Below are 17593 nucleotides of genomic sequence, written 5' to 3' on the forward strand. Positions count from 1 at the left end.
GGGGGCGCGCATGGCAGAGTCCCCAATGGACACGCTCGGGCGGCTGTACTCGAAGCTCAAGCGACGGCACCAGCTCACCCGCGTGTGGTCGGACTACTACGACGGTAAGCAACCGCTAAAGTTCACCAGCCCTGAATTCGCCACGCAGACGGGTGGAATCTTCGACGGATTCGCCGACAACTGGTGTCAGGTCATCCCAGATGTCACTGTTGAGCGTCTTATGCCCATGGCTTTCCGATTGGAAGATGGGACGCTCGACAAGGCGGCGTGGCGGTCGTGGCGCAGGAACGAATGTGACGTAGAGATCAGTCTCGCGCTGCTGGAAGCGCTGATCACCGGCCGTTCATACGCGCTGGTGTGGAAGCCGGATGGTGTCCAGACCGAGATCACGTTCCATGACGCGTCCAGGGCTGTGGTGGAGTACGTGCCCGGTAAGCGCCGGGTGCGTGCTGCTGGCCTTGTCATCTGGGTCGAGAATGATAGGGAGCGCGCCACACTTTTCCTGCCTGACCGCGTGTATTGGTTCAGCAGAGATATCGGTCGTGCGGGTATGCCAGCACATCCGAGTGACTGGACATTTGTAAGCAGCGGTGCCGCGTGGATGCTAGAGCGCGAGATGAGCAATCCGCTCAGGTCGGTACCACTTGTGGCTTTGGAGAACCGCTCACGACTGAACGGAAAGCCCAAGAGTGAGATAGCAAGCGTGGTCCCCCTACAGGACGCGATGAACGCGCTGTGGGCGCACCTACTGACTGGGTCGGATGAGATTGCGCTGCCCGCGCGGGCTGTCCTGGGAATGCTGCGACCTACGCGCGAAATCCTTGATGCCAACGGCGAAGTTGTTGGTGAAGAGGACTTGCCTATTGGCAAGTTCAGATCTAACCGACTTTTGTGGTTGGAAAGTCCGGATGCTCGGATTGCTGAATTCAGTGCCGCCGACCTGACCAATTACACGGCTGTCATCGAAGTGGTCGTGCGACATGTTGCAGCCCAGACGCGCACTCCGCCTTCATACCTTACTGGTCAAATGGTCAACATCAGCGCGGATGCCCTTATCGCGTCTGAGGCGGGACTTGTCTCCAAGGTGGAGGAGGGGCAGCGCTTCTTCGGCGCTGGTATCCGCGAGGTCATGAGGCTAGATGCGCTGGCCGATGGCGATACAGGCCGAGCTGAAGCTTTGGCGCTCGGTTCCGTCGTGTGGCGCGATGCCCAGTTCAGGTCCGAGGCTCAGTACGCTGACGCGCTTACAAAGTACAAGGCCATCGGCGTGCCGGACGAAGCTCTGTGGGAGCGCATTCCGGGTGTCCAGCCCGACGAAATCGAGCGGTGGCTTCGCATGCGCGATGATCAAGCCGCCGCAATTGTTGGTGGTAACGTTGCGGGTCTTTTCGGTCCGGCGCCGGTTGAAGCACCCGATCCTGACACCGATTAGAGGGGCCCTGTATGACCACGTCGGGCGCTATCGCTGAGGCTAGGTACGAGCAAGTCCAGACGGTTGCGAGAGGCGTTGTAGAGGCCGTACAGACCATTTGGCAGGACATTGCTCCTGACCGAATCTTGGCAGCGATGCAGGCGGAAGCCGGTCGACAGATTCTCAACGCTGTCATAGCCGGACAGCTATCGGTGGCACAGGGTGCTCAGGCTTTTGTGGCGGGTGCCATGATGGCTCAAGGTGCGGGTATCGCGGCTACGACTCGGATGGTACCGGGATCGCTTGCCGGTATCGCGGCCGACGGAAGAGCGCTGGCGACACTTCTGTACCTCCCAGCGATGACCACGGCCCAAGCCCTTCAAATGGGCATGAGCGGCGAAGCCGCTATGGTGCGCGGACTCAATCAGATGGCCACGATCGTGGCGACCACCGTCACAGACACGGCCCGTACAGCCACGCAAGTAGCTATGACAGCAGAGCCGCGCTGTGTGGCTTATGTGCGAGTGGTGCGGCTACCGGCGTGTTCTCGATGCATTGTCCTTGCCGGTAGGCAGTACAGCTACTCAACGGGCTTTAAGCGCCATCCGCGCTGTGATTGCGGCATGGAACCGCTAAGCGAGTCCGAGTGGAAGGACCAGCCTAGCCCAGAGACGCTTTTTCAGCAGATGACACCGGAGGAGCGCCGACGACGATTCGGTGTAGCTGGTGCTGAGGCAATTGAAAACGGCGCGGACATCTCGCAGATAGTGAACGCGCGGCGGGGCATGACGACTACTTCGACAGGTAAGCAGGTGACTACCGAAGGGACCACGCGACGTGGTATCGGCGGTAGGGCGCTGGACGCTGGCTTTCAGAAGTACACCGGACAGGGGCGGTATGCCCGATCCAGGGAAGCGCGTCTCATGCCCGAGCAAATCCTAAGACAAGCAAGCGGAAATCGTGAGCTGCAAATTGCCCTGCTGAAAAAGCATGGGTACATCACATAGGAGCGATTCCTAATGGCGTTTGAATTCCCTGTCCACCCGACCACTGGCGAAAAGGCGCTCGGGTTCCGGAAGGACGGTAGGCCAATTTGGCCTATCAAGGGCGGTTCTGGTGACAAGGTCCCAGCCACTGACCCGACTGCTGATCCGAGTGTCGATCCGAGTGTCGATCCCGAGAAGGGGCCGGATGACGCTGGTAATGAGCCAAAGGACGATCCCGAGGCCGACCTAGGGGATGCAGGTAAGAAGGCACTGAAGGCGGAGCGCGATGCCCGCAAGACTGCCGAGAAGGAGAGGGATTCTCTCAAGGAAGAGAACGCCCGACTCCGACGCGCCAACGCTGCTGTCAAGGGGACCGATCTAGAGGCCATCAAGGCGGAAATCCGGTCCGAATTTGAGGGTCGTCTGGCTGAGGCTGCCATCCGAGCTGAAGCCAAGGGGCGACTTAACGACCCGTCCGACACGGCGCGCTACCCGGAGTATTTCACGGACATTGACGCCTCTGATGAAGGGGCTGTCAAGTCTGCCATTGACAAGCTTTTGACGGATAAGCCTTATCTCGCTGCTAGCTCCGACCCGAAGCCGTGGGGTGATGTGGGCGGAGGCCCCCGAAAGTCCTCTGAGCCGCAGCCCACTTCGCCAGTCGAGCGGATGGCGCGGGCGTATGGCCGATCCCGTTAACCACATACGAAAGTTCGTATGTGCCTAGTCCAATGAGGAAACATGGCTGTTACCCTTCCCGAAGCTGCCCTGCTGTCCCAGGATGACCTACAGCGAGGCGTACTAGAGACGTTCGTGCAGGAATCGCCGGTTCTTGACCGGATTCCTTTTATGACTATTCAGGGCAACGCTTACGCGTACCGCGAGGAGCTGACTCTACCGAATGTCGAGTTCCGTGCCGTCAACGCCGGGTATACGGAGTCGACCGGTACGGTCAACCCCCGCAGTGAGTCTCTGGTCATTCTAGGTGGTGACGCCGATGTTGACCGATTCATCGTGCAGACTCGCGGGAACCTGAATGATCAGCGTGCGGTCCAGACCCGTATGAAGGTCAAGGCTGCGTCCTACAAGTTTCAGGACCATTTCATCAACGGCGACACGGCCGTTGAGCCTAATGGTTTTGATGGACTGAAGAAGCGGCTTACCGGCTCTCAGGTGATCGCTGCTGACGCTAACGGCATGGGTCCGGTCGCGGGTGGCCATGATTTCTTCGACGCTCTGGACGCTCTGATTGCCGCTGTGCCCGGTCTGTCCGGCTCTAACGGCGCGCTGTACACGAACAGGCAGATCATTGCCAAGATCAAGTCCTCGGCCCGTCGACTGGGCGGCGTGGAAATGATCCGTGAGGCGCTCACTCAGAAGATGGTGGCCACCTATAACGGGATTCCGCTGCTGGACATTGGCCAGACTCCCGCTGGTGCGGACATCATCCCGATGACCGAGACTCAGGGCACCGCGACCAACGCCGGGTCCATTTACGCAGTGCGCTTCGGATCTGCCGAAGGGGATCAGGCTGTCACCGGCCTGACTAATGGCGGAGTTCAGGTTTATGACCTAGGTGAGCTTGATTCCAAGCCTGTCTACCGGACCCGGCTGGAGTTCTACACGGGTCTAGCGGTCTTCGGTGGTAAGGGTGCCGCGCGTCTGACCGGCGTTCTTGCGGCGTGATTGGGGGGTCTCTGAATGGCTGCCCGAAAGACTCCAGAGTTTCCGCACGCTGATGGCTGCCGGACCCCTCGAATGGAGAGCTTTTCTGCTGTCCGACCCGAGGGTAACCCGGTTGTAGTCACGCGCTGCCAGGAATGTGGCGCACAGACAGTCGAGTAACAAGGGGGAGAGTGACCCATGCCACTACCCGCGCTTGCCACGGTAGACCAGCTAGCTGCATGGATGCAGACAGATCAGGGCACTCTCCCACCTTCGGCACAGACCGTTCTGGATACCGTGTCCGCCATCGTCCGTGCTGAGGCTCGCCAAAATTTCACCCGTGGGACCACTACGGTAACGATGTATCCCGTACCTGTGCCAGCCGTCCACAACCCATTCCGCGTGGATCTACCACAGCGGCCGGTCATCGCTGTGTCGAGTGTCGAACGCGACGGGCGATCAGTCCCGTACGTCCTTGTCCGTGATTCGCTGTACGTACCGGGCTGTGAGCCTGTGACAGTCACTTTCACGCACGGGTACGCAGAAGTACCCGGAGATGTGCTGGCAGTCGTTCTAACGGCCGCACAGCGCGTTCTAACCAACCCTGCTGACCTACGGCAAGAAACGGTGGGAAGCATCAGCGTCACGTACGCGACTGAGACAATCGGTGCGTCACTGTCTAGGGCCGACAAGGATTTGCTTGCTCGATACCGGCGGACGGCTGCCACTGTGAGGCTTGTATGAGCTTTCTCTGTGCTGATTCAGTCGTGGTGCTGCACGCCCCGTATGTCACTGACAAGTACGGGAATAGCTCGACTCAGCGCGACTGGTCATCCGCATCCCGCACACCTGTGCAGGGTGTGAGCGTCCAGCCAGACACTTCCTCCGAGGCTACAGGCGACCGGCCATCAGTAGTCACGGGATGGCGACTCATCACCTCGAAGGGGCGTGACCTGCCCGCTGAGTCGGGGGATCGAGTCGAGTGGGCGGGAATGACACTGGAAGTCGACGGGGAAGTGGCACGCTACCGGCTCGGTCGGCAGTTCCATCACGCAGAGGCACGACTAAAGCGGGTGACACGTTGACTGTGCGAATGCGGTACAACCACGACTTCATTCGTGGGCTGCTGACTGACCCGCAGACTGAGCAAGCAGTTCTTGATGCCGCTCGGAAGATGGACGAAAAGGTCGTCGCTCAAGGGTCACAGACCCGTGTGGACATTGCCACGGGACCCCTTCGTGTACGCGCCGCTGTAATCGCTGGCTACGAAGATGGTGCTACGGCGGAGAATACTCGAAGCATCCTTCTCGCGTCCTTGGATGTGGGGGCAGATGGCTAGGCCAGTGGTCGCGTTCCCGGATGCGGTGCTCATTGTGGTGGAGTATTTGCGAACCGTCATGCCAGGCATTCTGGCCTTCTCGCGGGTACCCGACCCTCGACCGGCTGAGTTTGTCAGAGTCAGACGGGTTGGCGGTACACGACGGTCGCTGGTGGTCGATCGACCTAGGGTCGATATCCATTGTTGGTCCGACACAGAAGAGGGCGCAGAAGCCCTACTGTCGCGGGTGCGTGCGTACGTCCTGGCGATGGCTGGTGTCCGTGGCGAGACCACCGTGTATGACGTATTGGAAGTCGGCGGTCCGCAATGGCTTCCCGATTCAGAATCAGGGCAGCCGAGATATGCGTTCGCCGTTGAGTTCTCTGCCCGTGGATATGAACTGAGGTAATAATGGCTGGAAACGTCGATAACCCGAGGCTATGGGAAGGGGCGGATCTATGGACGGCCCCCATCGGTACTGAGCTGCCCGCGACCCTCACTGACGCGATGACCACTGTCCCTGCATGGAAGGCTGTGGGACTTCTATCCGAAGATGGCGCAACGGAGTCTCGCGAAGAGGACACCAGCGATTTCTTCGCGTGGGGCGGAATGCTGGTGCGCACTCGCAAGAGTCGACACAAGCGGACGATTACGGTCACGTGCCTTGAAGATAACCTGACCGTGTTTGGGCTTGTCAATCCGGGATCGACCGTGACCACGACCGGTGGGGTTAACACGCGCGCTGTCCGCGTTCCTACCCGAGAGAAGATGGCGTTTGTACTGGAGCTGACGGATGGCAATGTTACTCGGCGCCGACACATTCCGACTGCTGAGGTCACCGAAGTCGGCGAAGTCACGCTGTCTGACAGTGAGCTAACGGCGTACGCGCTGACCATCACTATCTACCCGGACGCCGATGGTCTGCTTTTCTACGACATTGACAACGACCCACAGGGTGCCACTTCCTGACCACATACCAACTTTGGTATGTGGTACGCCTGACATCATAAAGGAGAGACATGCCCACGAAGAATGACGCCACCGGACAGCCCTACCTGGTGGAGTACAACGGCTACTCGTACGAGGTGCCGCCCTCTGAGGAGTGGGACATTGACGTCCTAGAGGCGTTCGATGACAACAAGATCACGGTGGCTCTGAAGGCGCTTCTAGGTGATGAGCAGTATGCCACCTTCCGCCAGCACAACCGTAAGGTTAAGGCGCTGAACGAATTCTTCATGCGAGCTACCGAGGCGGTGGGGGCGGGAAACTCCTGAACCTCCTATCGCTGATCCGTGAGCATGGAGACGCGATAGAAGCTGATCTGGCCTACGTGGGTATTGATCTACTGGATTTCTGGCGTGGTCGCATCTCTCCGCGAAAGCTGGATGTCCTAATACGTGGACTACCGCCGGACAGTGCCACCCATACGGCGCTGAATGGCGGTAGTCCACGGTGGACACAGACCGACTACCTGCTAGCGGATGTGTATGACGCCGTGTCGGTATTGACGTGGGTCACCTCGAATCGAGAAGTCGAGCGACACAAGCGCACGAAGTTCCCTGAGCCCTACCCTCGCCCGGGTGTAGAGGCTAAGAAGTCCAAGGTCACCATGGCTGACCTACAGGCGTTTAGGCGACGTACGCAGAGGAGCTGATTATGCCTGCACCCGAAATTGCAGTCGCGTACGTCAGTATCGTGCCCGAAGTGCAAGGCTTTGCTCAGCAGCTACGAGAAAGCGTGGTCGGACCAGCCGATGCGGCGGGTGCAGACGCCGGACAGGCGGCCGGTACCAGTCTTCGCGACCGCCTGAGAGCTGGCGCCGCTGCTGCTGGTGTCATCGCTGGCGCTCTTATCGTCCAGGGCATTACTGAAGCAATCGATCAGGCCAAGATTGCCAACAGGCTACAGGCTCAGCTTCGTACCACCGAGCCTGTAGCTCGTAGGCAAGGCGAGCTTGCTGGACGGTTGTACACGCGCGGCATCACTGAGAACGTCCAACAGGGTGCCGACGCTATTCGGTCGGTGATGCAGTCCGGCATTGCGCCACCGGATGCTACCAATGCGCAGCTTGAGCAAATCGCCACCAAGGCCGCTGACGTGGCGAACGTTTTCGAGCAAGATCTGTCGCAGGTGACAAACGCCGTGTCGCAGATGCTCCGTACAGGAATGGCGCCTAACGCGTCGTATGCCTTTGACGTGATTACGGTTGGACTTCAGTCGGGTGCAAACAAGGCTGACGACCTGTTGGATACGTTCAACGAGTATTCGACGCAGTTCCGTAAGCTGGGACTAGACGGGGCGTCGTCGCTGGGCATCATCAATCAGCTTGTCACTGCTGGTGCACGTGATAGTGATATTGCGGCCGACGCGCTGAAGGAATTCTCCATCCGGGCCGTGGACATGAGTACCACGTCGATTGACGCGTACGAAGCCCTTGGCCTCAACGGTGAGCAGATGAGTGCCCATATTGCCCGTGGTGGGGAGGATGCTCGGCGCGGACTGGACACGGTCATTGAAGGTCTCAAGGCTATGACCGACCCTCTAGCGCGGGAAGCCGCCGCTGTGGGACTTTTCGGCACACAAGCTGAAGACCTAGGCGAAGCGCTGTTTGCTATGGACGTAAGCTCCGCTGCTGCGTCACTGGGTGACTTCTCTGGCGCCGCTCAGGAAATGGGCAGCACTCTGCGAAGCGGTCCGGCGCACGAAATCGAAGTGTTCACTCGCACGCTTAAGCAGGAATTCACCGAGGCGGTGGGAGGTACTGTCCTACCGGCCCTAGGGGAATTCGTACATGCGTCGATAGCAGTAAAGGACGCTACGACCGGAGCCATTGGAGCGGTACGCGACGCAATGCCGTGGATTGCCCCCCTTGCTGTGGCTGTGGGTGGTTTGACGCTGGCGCTGAACGCGAATGCGATTGCAAGTGGTTTGGCAAGTCTAGCTCTGGCCGGACTTCGAGGCATTATCATCATCAGCGCGGCAGCCACCAACGGCCTGGCGATTGCTCAGGGCATTCTGAACGCCGTTATGGCGCTGAACCCGATTACCCTGGTCGTGATCGCGATTGCCGCGCTGGTCACTGGGCTGGTAATGGCCTACAACGAATCTGAGACCTTTCGCGCCATCGTGCAGAAGGCGTGGGAAGGAATTCAGACCGCTGTGTCCTATGCGTGGGACAAGGTTCTCAAGCCGGTCTTCGACCTGTTCGCACAGATCATCCAGTGGCTTTACAACAAGATCATCAAGCCGATACTCGGCCTCATTGTGATCTACTTCAAGGTGTGGTGGACAGGCATTAAGCTGTACATCAACTTTGTGATCGGTATTTTCAAGCTGCTGGGACTTGCCGCGCTTTGGCTGTACGACAATGCCGTCAAGCCCGCTTTCGACTGGATCTCAGATAAGGCCAAGTGGCTGTGGCACAACGCCATCAAGCCCGTAATTGGCTGGATCGTGGATCAGTTCAACCGGTTCGGCGAGAAGGCGAAGGAGCTGTACAACCGCTACGTCCGTCCTGCCTTTGACGACATTAGCAACAAGGTATCGGGCGTGTGGAATGACAAGGTCAAGCCCGCTTTCAGTGCTATGCGTGACGCTGTGGGCCGGGTGGCAGACTCCTTCACAAAGGCCAAGGATGCCATTGCCAAGCAGTGGCAGAAGGTCGAACAGATTGCAGAAGACCCGGTCAGTTTCCTGATAAACACCGTCTACAACGGCGGTATCGTTCCAATGTGGAACAAGGTCGCGGGGGCGTTCGGAGCGCCGAAGTTGTCCGAGTTTCATCCCGAGGGATTTGCCTCTGGCGGTATCCTCCCCGGATACACTCCCGGTCGTGATGTACACCTAGCCGCTCTGTCGGGTGGAGAGGCTGTGATGCGTCCGGAGTGGACACGCGGCGTAGGTGCTGGGTACGTGCACGCAATGAACCGAATCGCTCGCACGAGAGGCGTCAGCGGAGTCCGTCAAGCGATGGGCGGTGGAATCCCTGCGTTCGCCGATGGTGGTATCTTTGGATGGATCGGCAACGCTGCATCCGGAGCGTGGGACACCATCAAGGAAACCACGTCCTGGCTTGGCAATAGTCTTCTCAGCAGCGCTAGGGCTGGTGTAAACGCGATTGTCAATCCGCTGGTGAACTTGATTCCCGGAGCGGATACACAGTTCGGTCAGATGATTCGGGGGATTCCGTCGCGGGCAATCGATGCGATCTTCGACTTCTCCGAGGATGCCGATTCGCGCCTATCGTCGCTGAAGTGGCTCAAGCCTGTGGACGCTCCGATTGGTACGCCTTACGGACAGGCCGGGTCAATGTGGGCGAGCGGGTACCACACAGGAACCGACTTTCCCGCACCTACGGGCACGCTGGTCCGCGCGGTCGCTTCCGGCGTGGTCAGTGCCGTGGGTTCTACGGGCCCGTACGGTAACCATGTGAGGGTTGATCATCCTGGCGGTCTTGGCTCGCTGTACGCGCACCTGTCCTCGATCGCAGTGCGAGTCGGCGAAGGTATCGGCCGTGGCAGTCTGATCGGTCGGGTCGGTTCCACAGGTAATTCCTCCGGACCGCACCTGCATTTGGAAGCATTCCGGAACGGAGCGCGCCTCAATCCCGCCACTCTCTTCGATGATGGTGGATGGCTTCGACCTGGCGTAACCCCCGTGGTCAACAAGACGGGTCGTCCCGAGGCGATTCTGACAGCGGACCAGTGGAACTCGATGACGAGTCGAAATGGTGGCTTGCAGGCTGGGGACAGGCTGGTACTTACGATCGATGGTCGCACAGAGCTAGAGGCGTACGTCGATCGGCGTGCTAGCAATGTGATTGACCGCAACATCATCGACCCTACCTTTCAGGGCCGGATGATCTGACCCACATACCAAAGTTCGTATGTGGCCCACCTGTGAAAGGGGTATGCATGCCGGATGAGTATGGCGAACCGGTTGTCACTCCGGTGACTGAAACCATCGTGGATGAGCACGGCCGCGAAACGGTGGTCGGGTATCCGCCTAGCACGTCTACGGAGTACTACGGCACTCCGGATACCAGCGCAGACGACGAAGAAACCGGCGGAGATCTGATTCTCCCGTAGTGGCGTGGGGCATTCGTCTGAGGATGAGTGCCCCCCTTATCCGGAGTATCCTTATGGCGTATTCGACTACCAATCTACTCCCTGTGGCTGCGAGTACGTTCGAGGGTGGAACGCATTCGTGGTCAGCCGGTACGAACACCACTCTTTCAGTAGTGACCGGTCAATCACCATCGGGTGGCGGTACCTACTCGCTGCGAATGACCGCTTCGGCATCCGGGTCTGTGTCTGGCACCACTCCGCGTGTGGGCGTATCGGCAGGAACCGAGTATGTGGCATACGTTCCCGTGCGCACCAGCGCTGCCACGTCTGGTCGAACCGCTACAGCGACGATTACTTGGTACGACGCTGCCTCGGGTGGTACGTCCCTGGGAACCTCTGTAAGCGCCGTGTGGACCCTTCCAGCGTCCACCGGATGGAACGTTGCCTACTACCCTGTGGCGGTCGACAGAGCGCCCTCTGGGGCCGTCTCTGCCACAGTGACGCTTACGGTTACGGGTCTGGCTACAGCGGAGTACGTGAATACCGATGAGGTGTTCATGGGCACTACGCCAAACAGATCCGGTAACTTGATGGACTTCAACGTGTCGTCCATCGAGCAAGATGCAGCCGAGTGGACGACCACCAACGGATCGTTGGTTCGGGCAGGTACTCCGCAAGCTACGGGGTCTGGGTACTACAGCCTCACAGCCATTTCAAACGCCGCCGGGGAAATGGTCATTACGACCATCCCCAGTTACCCCGTTACCGCTGGGCAGACGTACGTGTCATACGCGGCTGTGCGGGCGTACAGCGCAGCTATGGAGCTACATAGCGAGATCCGATGGTTCGATGCGGCCGACTCGCTGATCTCAGCGGAGACGCGCACCAGCACGCTAGCCACGGGGTCCGTGCTTCGTACGGCCGTAGTGGGGGTAGCTCCGGAGGGTGCTGTATCAGCCCGGGTGTGCCTTCGGCCGTACGCCACGGCTGCCACTCAGTATGTAGCTCTTGATGACGTGTCGCTGTGTGTGGCGCCTAACGCGCCGGGTAATCTGCTGACCTACGAGGAATTCTCGACCGAGTCTGTACTTCCCTCGTACAGCCCTACAGGCGTTAGCTACAGCCGTGCGTACCTCGCTAGCGCCACTACGGACGGATACTACGCTGTCAAGCTAGTAGCCGACACTTCCTCGATTGTGTCACTGTACTTGGATAGGCTGGTGCCGGTATCACCTGGGACTACCTACCAGGTGGGCGCAGTGTTCTTTGCGCACAATCCGACGCCTTCCAATAGCATGACTGCGAGTTTCCGTACTCGAATTGACTGGTTCGATAGCGACCAACAGCTACTGTTGGTGGACAACCCGGACCAGTTCTACACGGTGACGCGAACAGGTGAATGGTCCTCCATAGCGCAAACGCAGACGCGCACAGCACCTCCGGGCGCGGCTTTTGCACGAGTGGGGTACGACATTGACAACAGTGGGGCGACGGCCGACTACTACTTTGTGGACAATCTCCGCCTGACTGAATCGTCACCTGAGTACACGCTGTCAGTAGACAGTCAGAACGGGTTGGTTAATTTCACGGTATTCTGGGAACCTCCGGAATCTGCGTCCGCAGCGCTTGTGACGATCCGACGAATGAACTCCGACGGCACCAGCGATGATCTACGCGGACATGGGCTGGTGTATAACTTGGCTCCATACTCCGGGTCGCCAATCATCGTGGAAGACTATGAGGCACCGCTTGCTACCAATGTTTGGTACTCCGTAGAGTGGTTCAAGTCTGACGGTACATCTACCACTCTCCAGCTCCTTACGCAGTCGGTAACGGCTCCCGTGCTGGATGATGCGAACTACGTGTGGCTAAAGTCGCCGGGTAACCCAGCACTGAACACACGCGTCATGATGGAATCGCCTTTTAGGTGGTCACGCGCTTCTCGTACCGTAACGTACGATATCGTAGGTCGCCGAAATCCCGTCGTTGTGTCGAGTACTCGATCCGGTCGGTCTGCATCGGTGACCTTACTCATTTGGGATCACAACTCGAACACGATCTTTGATCGTCTCTTGGACTCCGGACTTCCGGTGCTGGTGCAGGCTATGCCCGGATATGGTGTCGACGGCAACTTGTACTTGAGCATCGACGGTACCGAAACAGAGTCGGTCACAGGTAACGCAACGATCCCCGGGTGGCGGTGGACTCTCGCTGTGACCGAAGTGGATCGGCCCGGCGGTGGCCTACAGGGGTCCGCTGTACTCACGTGGCAGAACATCACCGACACGTATGCCACGTGGCAGGAGGTTACCGACTCCCATGATACGTGGGCAGACCTTATGGTGAATGGGTGAGACATGCTTCCCGTTAGCTCCAAGTGGTCCCCCGCGATTGCGGATGCACACGGCCTGTCAGTGAAGGTCAATGTTCTGTACGGCGGATCTGTCGTCGCGGAAGACATTGCGTTCACCGACGGCACGGTGACTGTGGATCGGGGAAGTGAGATTCGGCGCACGCTGAGCCTCACTATCCCCGACCCGCATGACTTCCCGGTGTCTGCGACGGACAGGTACGGCGTCTACGGCCAAGCCATTTATGTTGAAGCCGGAATGACGTATATCGACGGCACCAGTGAGCGAGTCGCAATGGGGACTTTCACAGTGACTCGTATCGGCGGGAATGTGCATGAGGGTCCGCTGTCAATTACTGCCGTAGGGCCAGAAATTCATCTGAAGCGATCGGTCTTCACTACGGCGTACAACACCAATCTTGCTTCGAGCGCTGCTGCCTTCATTACCACGCAAATTGCTGGCACCATACCCGGCGCTACCTTGACCGACATGTCTACGCACGGGGGCACAACGCTTCCAAGCAAGACTTGGGACGCTGGGACGGAGAAGTGGGCCGCTCTCACTGAAGTGGCAGCATCGATCGGAGCTGAGCTGTACGCCGCTCCAGACGGAAACTTCGTCCTCGCCGACGTACCGGACATTGCTGGCGCGGTACCTGTTTGGGACGTTACGACGGGGGACAGTGGAGTCATGGTGTCTGCCGATCTAGAGCTAACCTCCGACCAGGTCTTCAATCGCGTGGTGGTGGTTGGAGAGAATGCAGCAGAAGCGGTGGCACCGGTCAGCGCTGAAGCACGCATCACGGACCCGGCCGACCCTCTTCGTTACGGCGGGCCGTTCGGCGAAGTGACCCGTTACTACTCATCCAACCTGATCACTACCAGCACTGCGGCACAAGTTGCGGCTGACGCAATGCTGACTCGATATCGGGCCCCTAACCGAACGGTGTCGCTGAGCACGGTACCTAACGCGGCGCTTGAACCGGGGGACTGCATAAGGGTGGCGTACGCCGACCTACCGCCGGAACTGCATCTTGTGCAATCGGTGACTATTCCGCTTTCAGTGTCCAGTGGAGCATCCAGTATCGCGACGATCAGTGGGCGGGAAGAATGACCCAAGCTGACAGGTTCCTCTCTGCTGTGGTCCGGAAGATCCGATACAGCGACATAGCAGAGTCACTGGTGCGAATGGGCACGGTCAGCGCTGTAGATTCCAGCGGGACCGTAACTGTCACTCGCGGTCCTGACACCTTCGAGCGAGTGCGAATTCTGTCGGGGTACCCGCATCCGGTTGTAGGTGACGTAGTAGAGATCATACGTAGTTTGGGCGGGTGGATCTGCCTCGGTGCACTTAGGACGACAAGTCCCGATTGGCAGCCGCTATCACTGGCTAGCGGGTGGTCTGCATGGGGGTCACCGTACGCGGCACCGTCCTACCGGATTAACGCGGACCGGACCGTGAGTTTAAGCGGACTTGTTCGTGCACCATCCGGTGTGACCACCGCCACCACCTTCGCCACACTAACGGGGGCGGCCATTCCTCAGGTCAAGGGCCGGTTTGTGACCGAAGTGAATATCGGCGCGTTCGGCGTGGTCGACGTTGAGACGACTGGTGCCGTGCGAGTAGCCGACTTTTCAGGTACAGCAAGCTGGGTCTCACTTGATGTGGTGCGTTACCGACTTTAGGAGCGTTTCATGCCGATGACCGATGCCTACGGGCAGAGTATCCAGTACCCGTCCCCGACGGACCGACCTAACGGTCCTGTCGAGGGCGCTCGAATTGTGGAAGGGCTCACTCAGCGTGCCGTAATGCGGTTCAGCTCTGCTGCGGCGCGCGGTGCGACTATTACCAGCCCTGCAACGGGTATGACCACGTGGCTGATCACGGAGAAGCGCCTAGAGGTCTACGACGGTTCACAGTGGGTCGTGGCGTCCACTAACCCCACGAACGGAATCGACTACGAGCCGACCATCACAGGCGACTTGGTATTGGGCAACGGCGCAGTGTTCGGTTCGTATACCCGAGATGGCGCGTGGGTCCAGTATTCCGCGATGATCCTTTTCGGCACGACCACTGAAGTAAACGGCATCGACAACGCCTTCATTTCCCTACCGCTTCCCGTAGCATCCAGCGATGACGGAAACCGGCAGAACTTCGGTGGCGTGAGCGTAATCAACCCCGGTACGAGCCATTACCGGCCGGGTGGCGTCTGGTGCTATTCAGGCGGAACCACTGCAACGCTCAACATCCTGCACGTGGCAGGGTCGGCAGTTCAGTACCGCACTTACGGCGCTGCTGGCCTTGATCCGGTACCGGGTGGATGGATCTCCGTAAACCTCCGCTACATGACTGCGTAAGGAGCACACATAAATGGCCACGCCGCTTACTGCCGACGCAATGCTTAAGGCGCTTAAGGCCGAGGGAGTTACCGTGCGCGAGTCTTCCGGCTGGCGCACTCACAACCGCAATCACAAGGGGGCATGGGGCCCTGTGCACGGTGTGGTCATCCACCACACTGCCGGAAGAGATTCGCTCAACCTGTGCATCAAGGGGACCGGCTCTCTACCGGGCCCGCTGTGCCATGCGCACCTATCCAAGGATGGGACGCTCACCATGGTTGGCCACGGTCGAGCCAACCACGCCGGTACCTTTGCCAGGAACGCGCACGAAGCCGTTCTAAGGGAGTCGACGACTCACCCTCGCCCGGCCCGTGATGAGCCGATCGACGGAAACGCCCACTACTACGGCATAGAGATCGAAAACCTCGGAGACGGCAAGGACTTCTACCCGCGTGAGCAGTACGACGCTGCTGTGGCGTACGCCACCGCCATCTGTCGAGCGCACGGATGGACTGCGCAGAGCGTCATCGGGCATTCTGAAGGGACTACCCGCAAGATCGATCCCAAGGGTCCGATTGGGTCCGCAAGTGGACCGGCTTGGGACATGAACGCCTTCCGTGCCGACGTACAGAAGCGCCTTGACGCCGGTAAGCCTAAGCCCGCTCCTGCTAAGCCCGCAGCGACTAAGCCTGTAGTCGACCTGTCCAACGTGGTAGCAGCGGCTAGGCGAGACCCGCGACTCGTACAAGGTGGTACTACCCACAAGGCGCACGTACTTCTAGTGGAAAAGGCGCTAGCTGCTGAGGGTCTTCTGCCTAAGAAGTGGGTCGACGGATCTTTCGGCACTAAGACCGTGACTGCGTACGCCGCTTGGCAGCGCAAGCTTGGCTACCGGGGGTCTGACGCTGACGGAATTCCCGGCATGACGAGTCTCAAGAAGCTGGGTGAGCGGCACGGATGGGTGGTAAAGGCATGACGGAACGCGACCCTCTGGGTGTGACCATCAGCGCACGAGACATTTACGATCAGGTCATTGGACTGCGCGATGACGTGCGATCGCTGGTGCAGAGCAACGTTGAAGTCGACAGCGCGCTAGCCGACCATGAAGACCGGCTTCGAGCGATCGAGCGATGGAAGTACAGCATCCCTGCTGCGGTGGTCACTTCACTGGTCACTGCGGTGGTCACGTTCATTCGCGGCACCGGCGGAGCGTGACCACATACCAAAGTTCGTATGTGGTCCGGAAGGGAGTGTCATGGGACGGCATCGATCGGAGTCGACATGGCTAGACGGGGCACTAGATGTGCTTCGGTATGCGCGGGCGCATAAGGGTCAGGTGGTCGCCGTTGCGGTCGTGGTGCTAGGGCTAGTGAGTCGCCTTGTGCCGGACTTTCCGGCAGAAGAGGTGCTAGAGGTCCTTGGAGTGCTACTAGGGGTGTAGGCGAACCACTCTCTAGACAAGGTGCGAAAGGTATTTCGACTTAGAGGGTGGTCGAATGGTCTACCGCAGCATTGCGTTCATGGGAAAGGCGCGAAGCGGTAAGGATACAGCGGGGGTTCGGCTAGCGTGCCGATGGGGCTTCGTGCAAATTGCGTTCGCTGATCCGCTCCGCCGCATGGCTCTCCAGCTTGATCCGTGGATCGATATTCATCCCGATGGGTACGGCGGGAATCAGATACGACTCTCGGCCCTTGTGCACAATATCGGGTGGGAAGAAGCGAAGCGGCGGTATCCGGAAGTGCGGCGCGTCCTCCAACAGTCCGGACAGGCTGTGCGTAAGTACGATCCTGATTTCTGGGTCCGTGTCACCACGGAGGCAGTAGATGCATGTGCCGGGTGGGACCTTCCTGTGGTCGTGACCGACTGTCGGTACCCCAATGAAGCGCAAGCACTGCGGGAGCGTGGCTTCTTGCTGGTGCGGATCGAGCGGCGTGGCGCGGAGGATGAGCTGTCTGAGGATGCTCGCACACACGAGAGTGAGAACGCGCTGAACGACTACGATCCGGATGTGTCGGTGACCAACTCCGGGTCGATTGATCAGCTATACGCTGCGATTGACTCGCTGGTGCGTAGCCGCTGACCTGCGAACCCCACTGGTCTTCAGATCAGTGGGGTTGCGCTGTTTCTGGGGTGTGTGCTGTACTGCTGTCGGCACTTTCGCCGACACGAACGGAGAGACCCCATGGATGTCCAGCTCACCCCGAACCACGTGGACACCTTCACCCGTCCGGAGTTCTACGGCACCCCCGCCTACATGGGCAAGGTCGAGTGGTTCGATGTGGTGGACCGCGCGACGGGCGCCCTCCTTCGCTGGGTCGTGAGCCGCGTAGATGGCAACGAGGTGATCGTGAACCACCCGTCCTACGGTGTGACTGGCGGACTGGCGACGCTGCGTAGCGCCGTTGAGCTGATCAAGGTACAGCGCGAGCGTGAGGCTCACGCGGCCTGAGTAGTAC

General features: G+C 59.3%; 15 protein-coding genes. All 15 read left to right on the forward strand.

The window, feature by feature from the left end; genetic code table 11:
• Positions 1-10 precede the first annotated feature (10 nt).
• The 15 genes from FHU37_RS15140 to FHU37_RS15205 all read left to right on the forward strand — a co-directional run bounded on the left by FHU37_RS15140 (position 11) and on the right by FHU37_RS15205 (position 17586).
• Positions 11-1432 carry a phage portal protein gene (locus FHU37_RS15140; RefSeq protein WP_179814700.1) on the forward strand — a complete coding sequence of 474 codons (1422 nt, stop codon included), beginning with the start codon at positions 11-13 and terminating at the stop codon, positions 1430-1432.
• A gap of 11 nt (positions 1433-1443) precedes the next feature.
• A complete protein-coding gene (locus tag FHU37_RS15145) occupies positions 1444-2418 on the forward strand; it encodes a VG15 protein (RefSeq protein WP_446680295.1) in 975 nt (324 codons plus the stop codon).
• Between the two features lie 12 nt (positions 2419-2430).
• Positions 2431-3096, forward strand: coding sequence for a hypothetical protein (locus FHU37_RS15150; protein WP_179814701.1), 666 nt, complete (start codon positions 2431-2433; stop codon positions 3094-3096).
• 42 nt (positions 3097-3138) lie between these two features.
• Positions 3139-4083 carry a major capsid protein gene (locus FHU37_RS15155; protein ID WP_179814702.1) on the forward strand — a complete coding sequence of 315 codons (945 nt, stop codon included), beginning with the start codon at positions 3139-3141 and terminating at the stop codon, positions 4081-4083.
• Between the two features lie 1310 nt (positions 4084-5393).
• A complete protein-coding gene (locus FHU37_RS29660; RefSeq protein ID WP_512699021.1) occupies positions 5394-5789 on the forward strand; it encodes a phage tail termination protein in 396 nt (131 codons plus the stop codon).
• A gap of 2 nt (positions 5790-5791) precedes the next feature.
• Positions 5792-6349, forward strand: coding sequence for a phage tail tube protein (locus FHU37_RS15160; protein ID WP_179814703.1), 558 nt, complete (start codon positions 5792-5794; stop codon positions 6347-6349).
• Between the two features lie 50 nt (positions 6350-6399).
• The gene (locus FHU37_RS15165) at positions 6400-6654 is read left to right on the forward strand and encodes a hypothetical protein (RefSeq protein ID WP_179814704.1); all 255 of its coding nucleotides are present in this window, start codon (positions 6400-6402) and stop codon (positions 6652-6654) included.
• Between the two features lie 382 nt (positions 6655-7036).
• Entirely contained in the window at positions 7037-10246 is a 3210-nt protein-coding gene (locus FHU37_RS15170) for a peptidoglycan DD-metalloendopeptidase family protein (RefSeq protein WP_179814705.1), read from the forward strand.
• A gap of 2614 nt (positions 10247-12860) precedes the next feature.
• Positions 12861-13910, forward strand: a complete 1050-nt coding sequence (locus FHU37_RS15175; RefSeq protein ID WP_179814706.1) for a DUF5047 domain-containing protein — start codon at positions 12861-12863, stop codon at positions 13908-13910.
• Positions 13911-14290: 380 nt separating this feature from the next.
• Entirely contained in the window at positions 14291-14482 is a 192-nt protein-coding gene (locus tag FHU37_RS15180; protein WP_179814707.1) for a hypothetical protein, read from the forward strand.
• Between the two features lie 9 nt (positions 14483-14491).
• Positions 14492-15154: a hypothetical protein gene (locus tag FHU37_RS15185; RefSeq protein ID WP_179814708.1), complete on the forward strand. Its 663-nt coding sequence runs from the start codon at positions 14492-14494 to the stop codon at positions 15152-15154.
• 13 nt (positions 15155-15167) lie between these two features.
• Complete coding sequence (locus FHU37_RS15190) at positions 15168-16112, forward strand: N-acetylmuramoyl-L-alanine amidase (RefSeq protein WP_179814709.1); 945 nt, start codon at positions 15168-15170, stop codon at positions 16110-16112.
• Positions 16113-16132: 20 nt separating this feature from the next.
• The gene (locus FHU37_RS15195) at positions 16133-16351 is read left to right on the forward strand and encodes a hypothetical protein (RefSeq protein ID WP_312892617.1); all 219 of its coding nucleotides are present in this window, start codon (positions 16133-16135) and stop codon (positions 16349-16351) included.
• Positions 16352-16752: 401 nt separating this feature from the next.
• Positions 16753-17217 (forward strand): deoxynucleotide monophosphate kinase family protein, encoded by a 465-nt coding sequence (locus FHU37_RS15200; RefSeq protein ID WP_218904047.1) that lies wholly within the window; start codon positions 16753-16755, stop codon positions 17215-17217.
• 102 nt (positions 17218-17319) lie between these two features.
• The gene (locus tag FHU37_RS15205) at positions 17320-17586 is read left to right on the forward strand and encodes a hypothetical protein (RefSeq protein ID WP_179814712.1); all 267 of its coding nucleotides are present in this window, start codon (positions 17320-17322) and stop codon (positions 17584-17586) included.
• Positions 17587-17593 lie beyond the last annotated feature (7 nt).

Origin of the sequence: Allostreptomyces psammosilenae, from assembly GCF_013407765.1 — a bacterium.
Lineage (GTDB): Bacteria > Actinomycetota > Actinomycetes > Streptomycetales > Streptomycetaceae > Allostreptomyces > Allostreptomyces psammosilenae.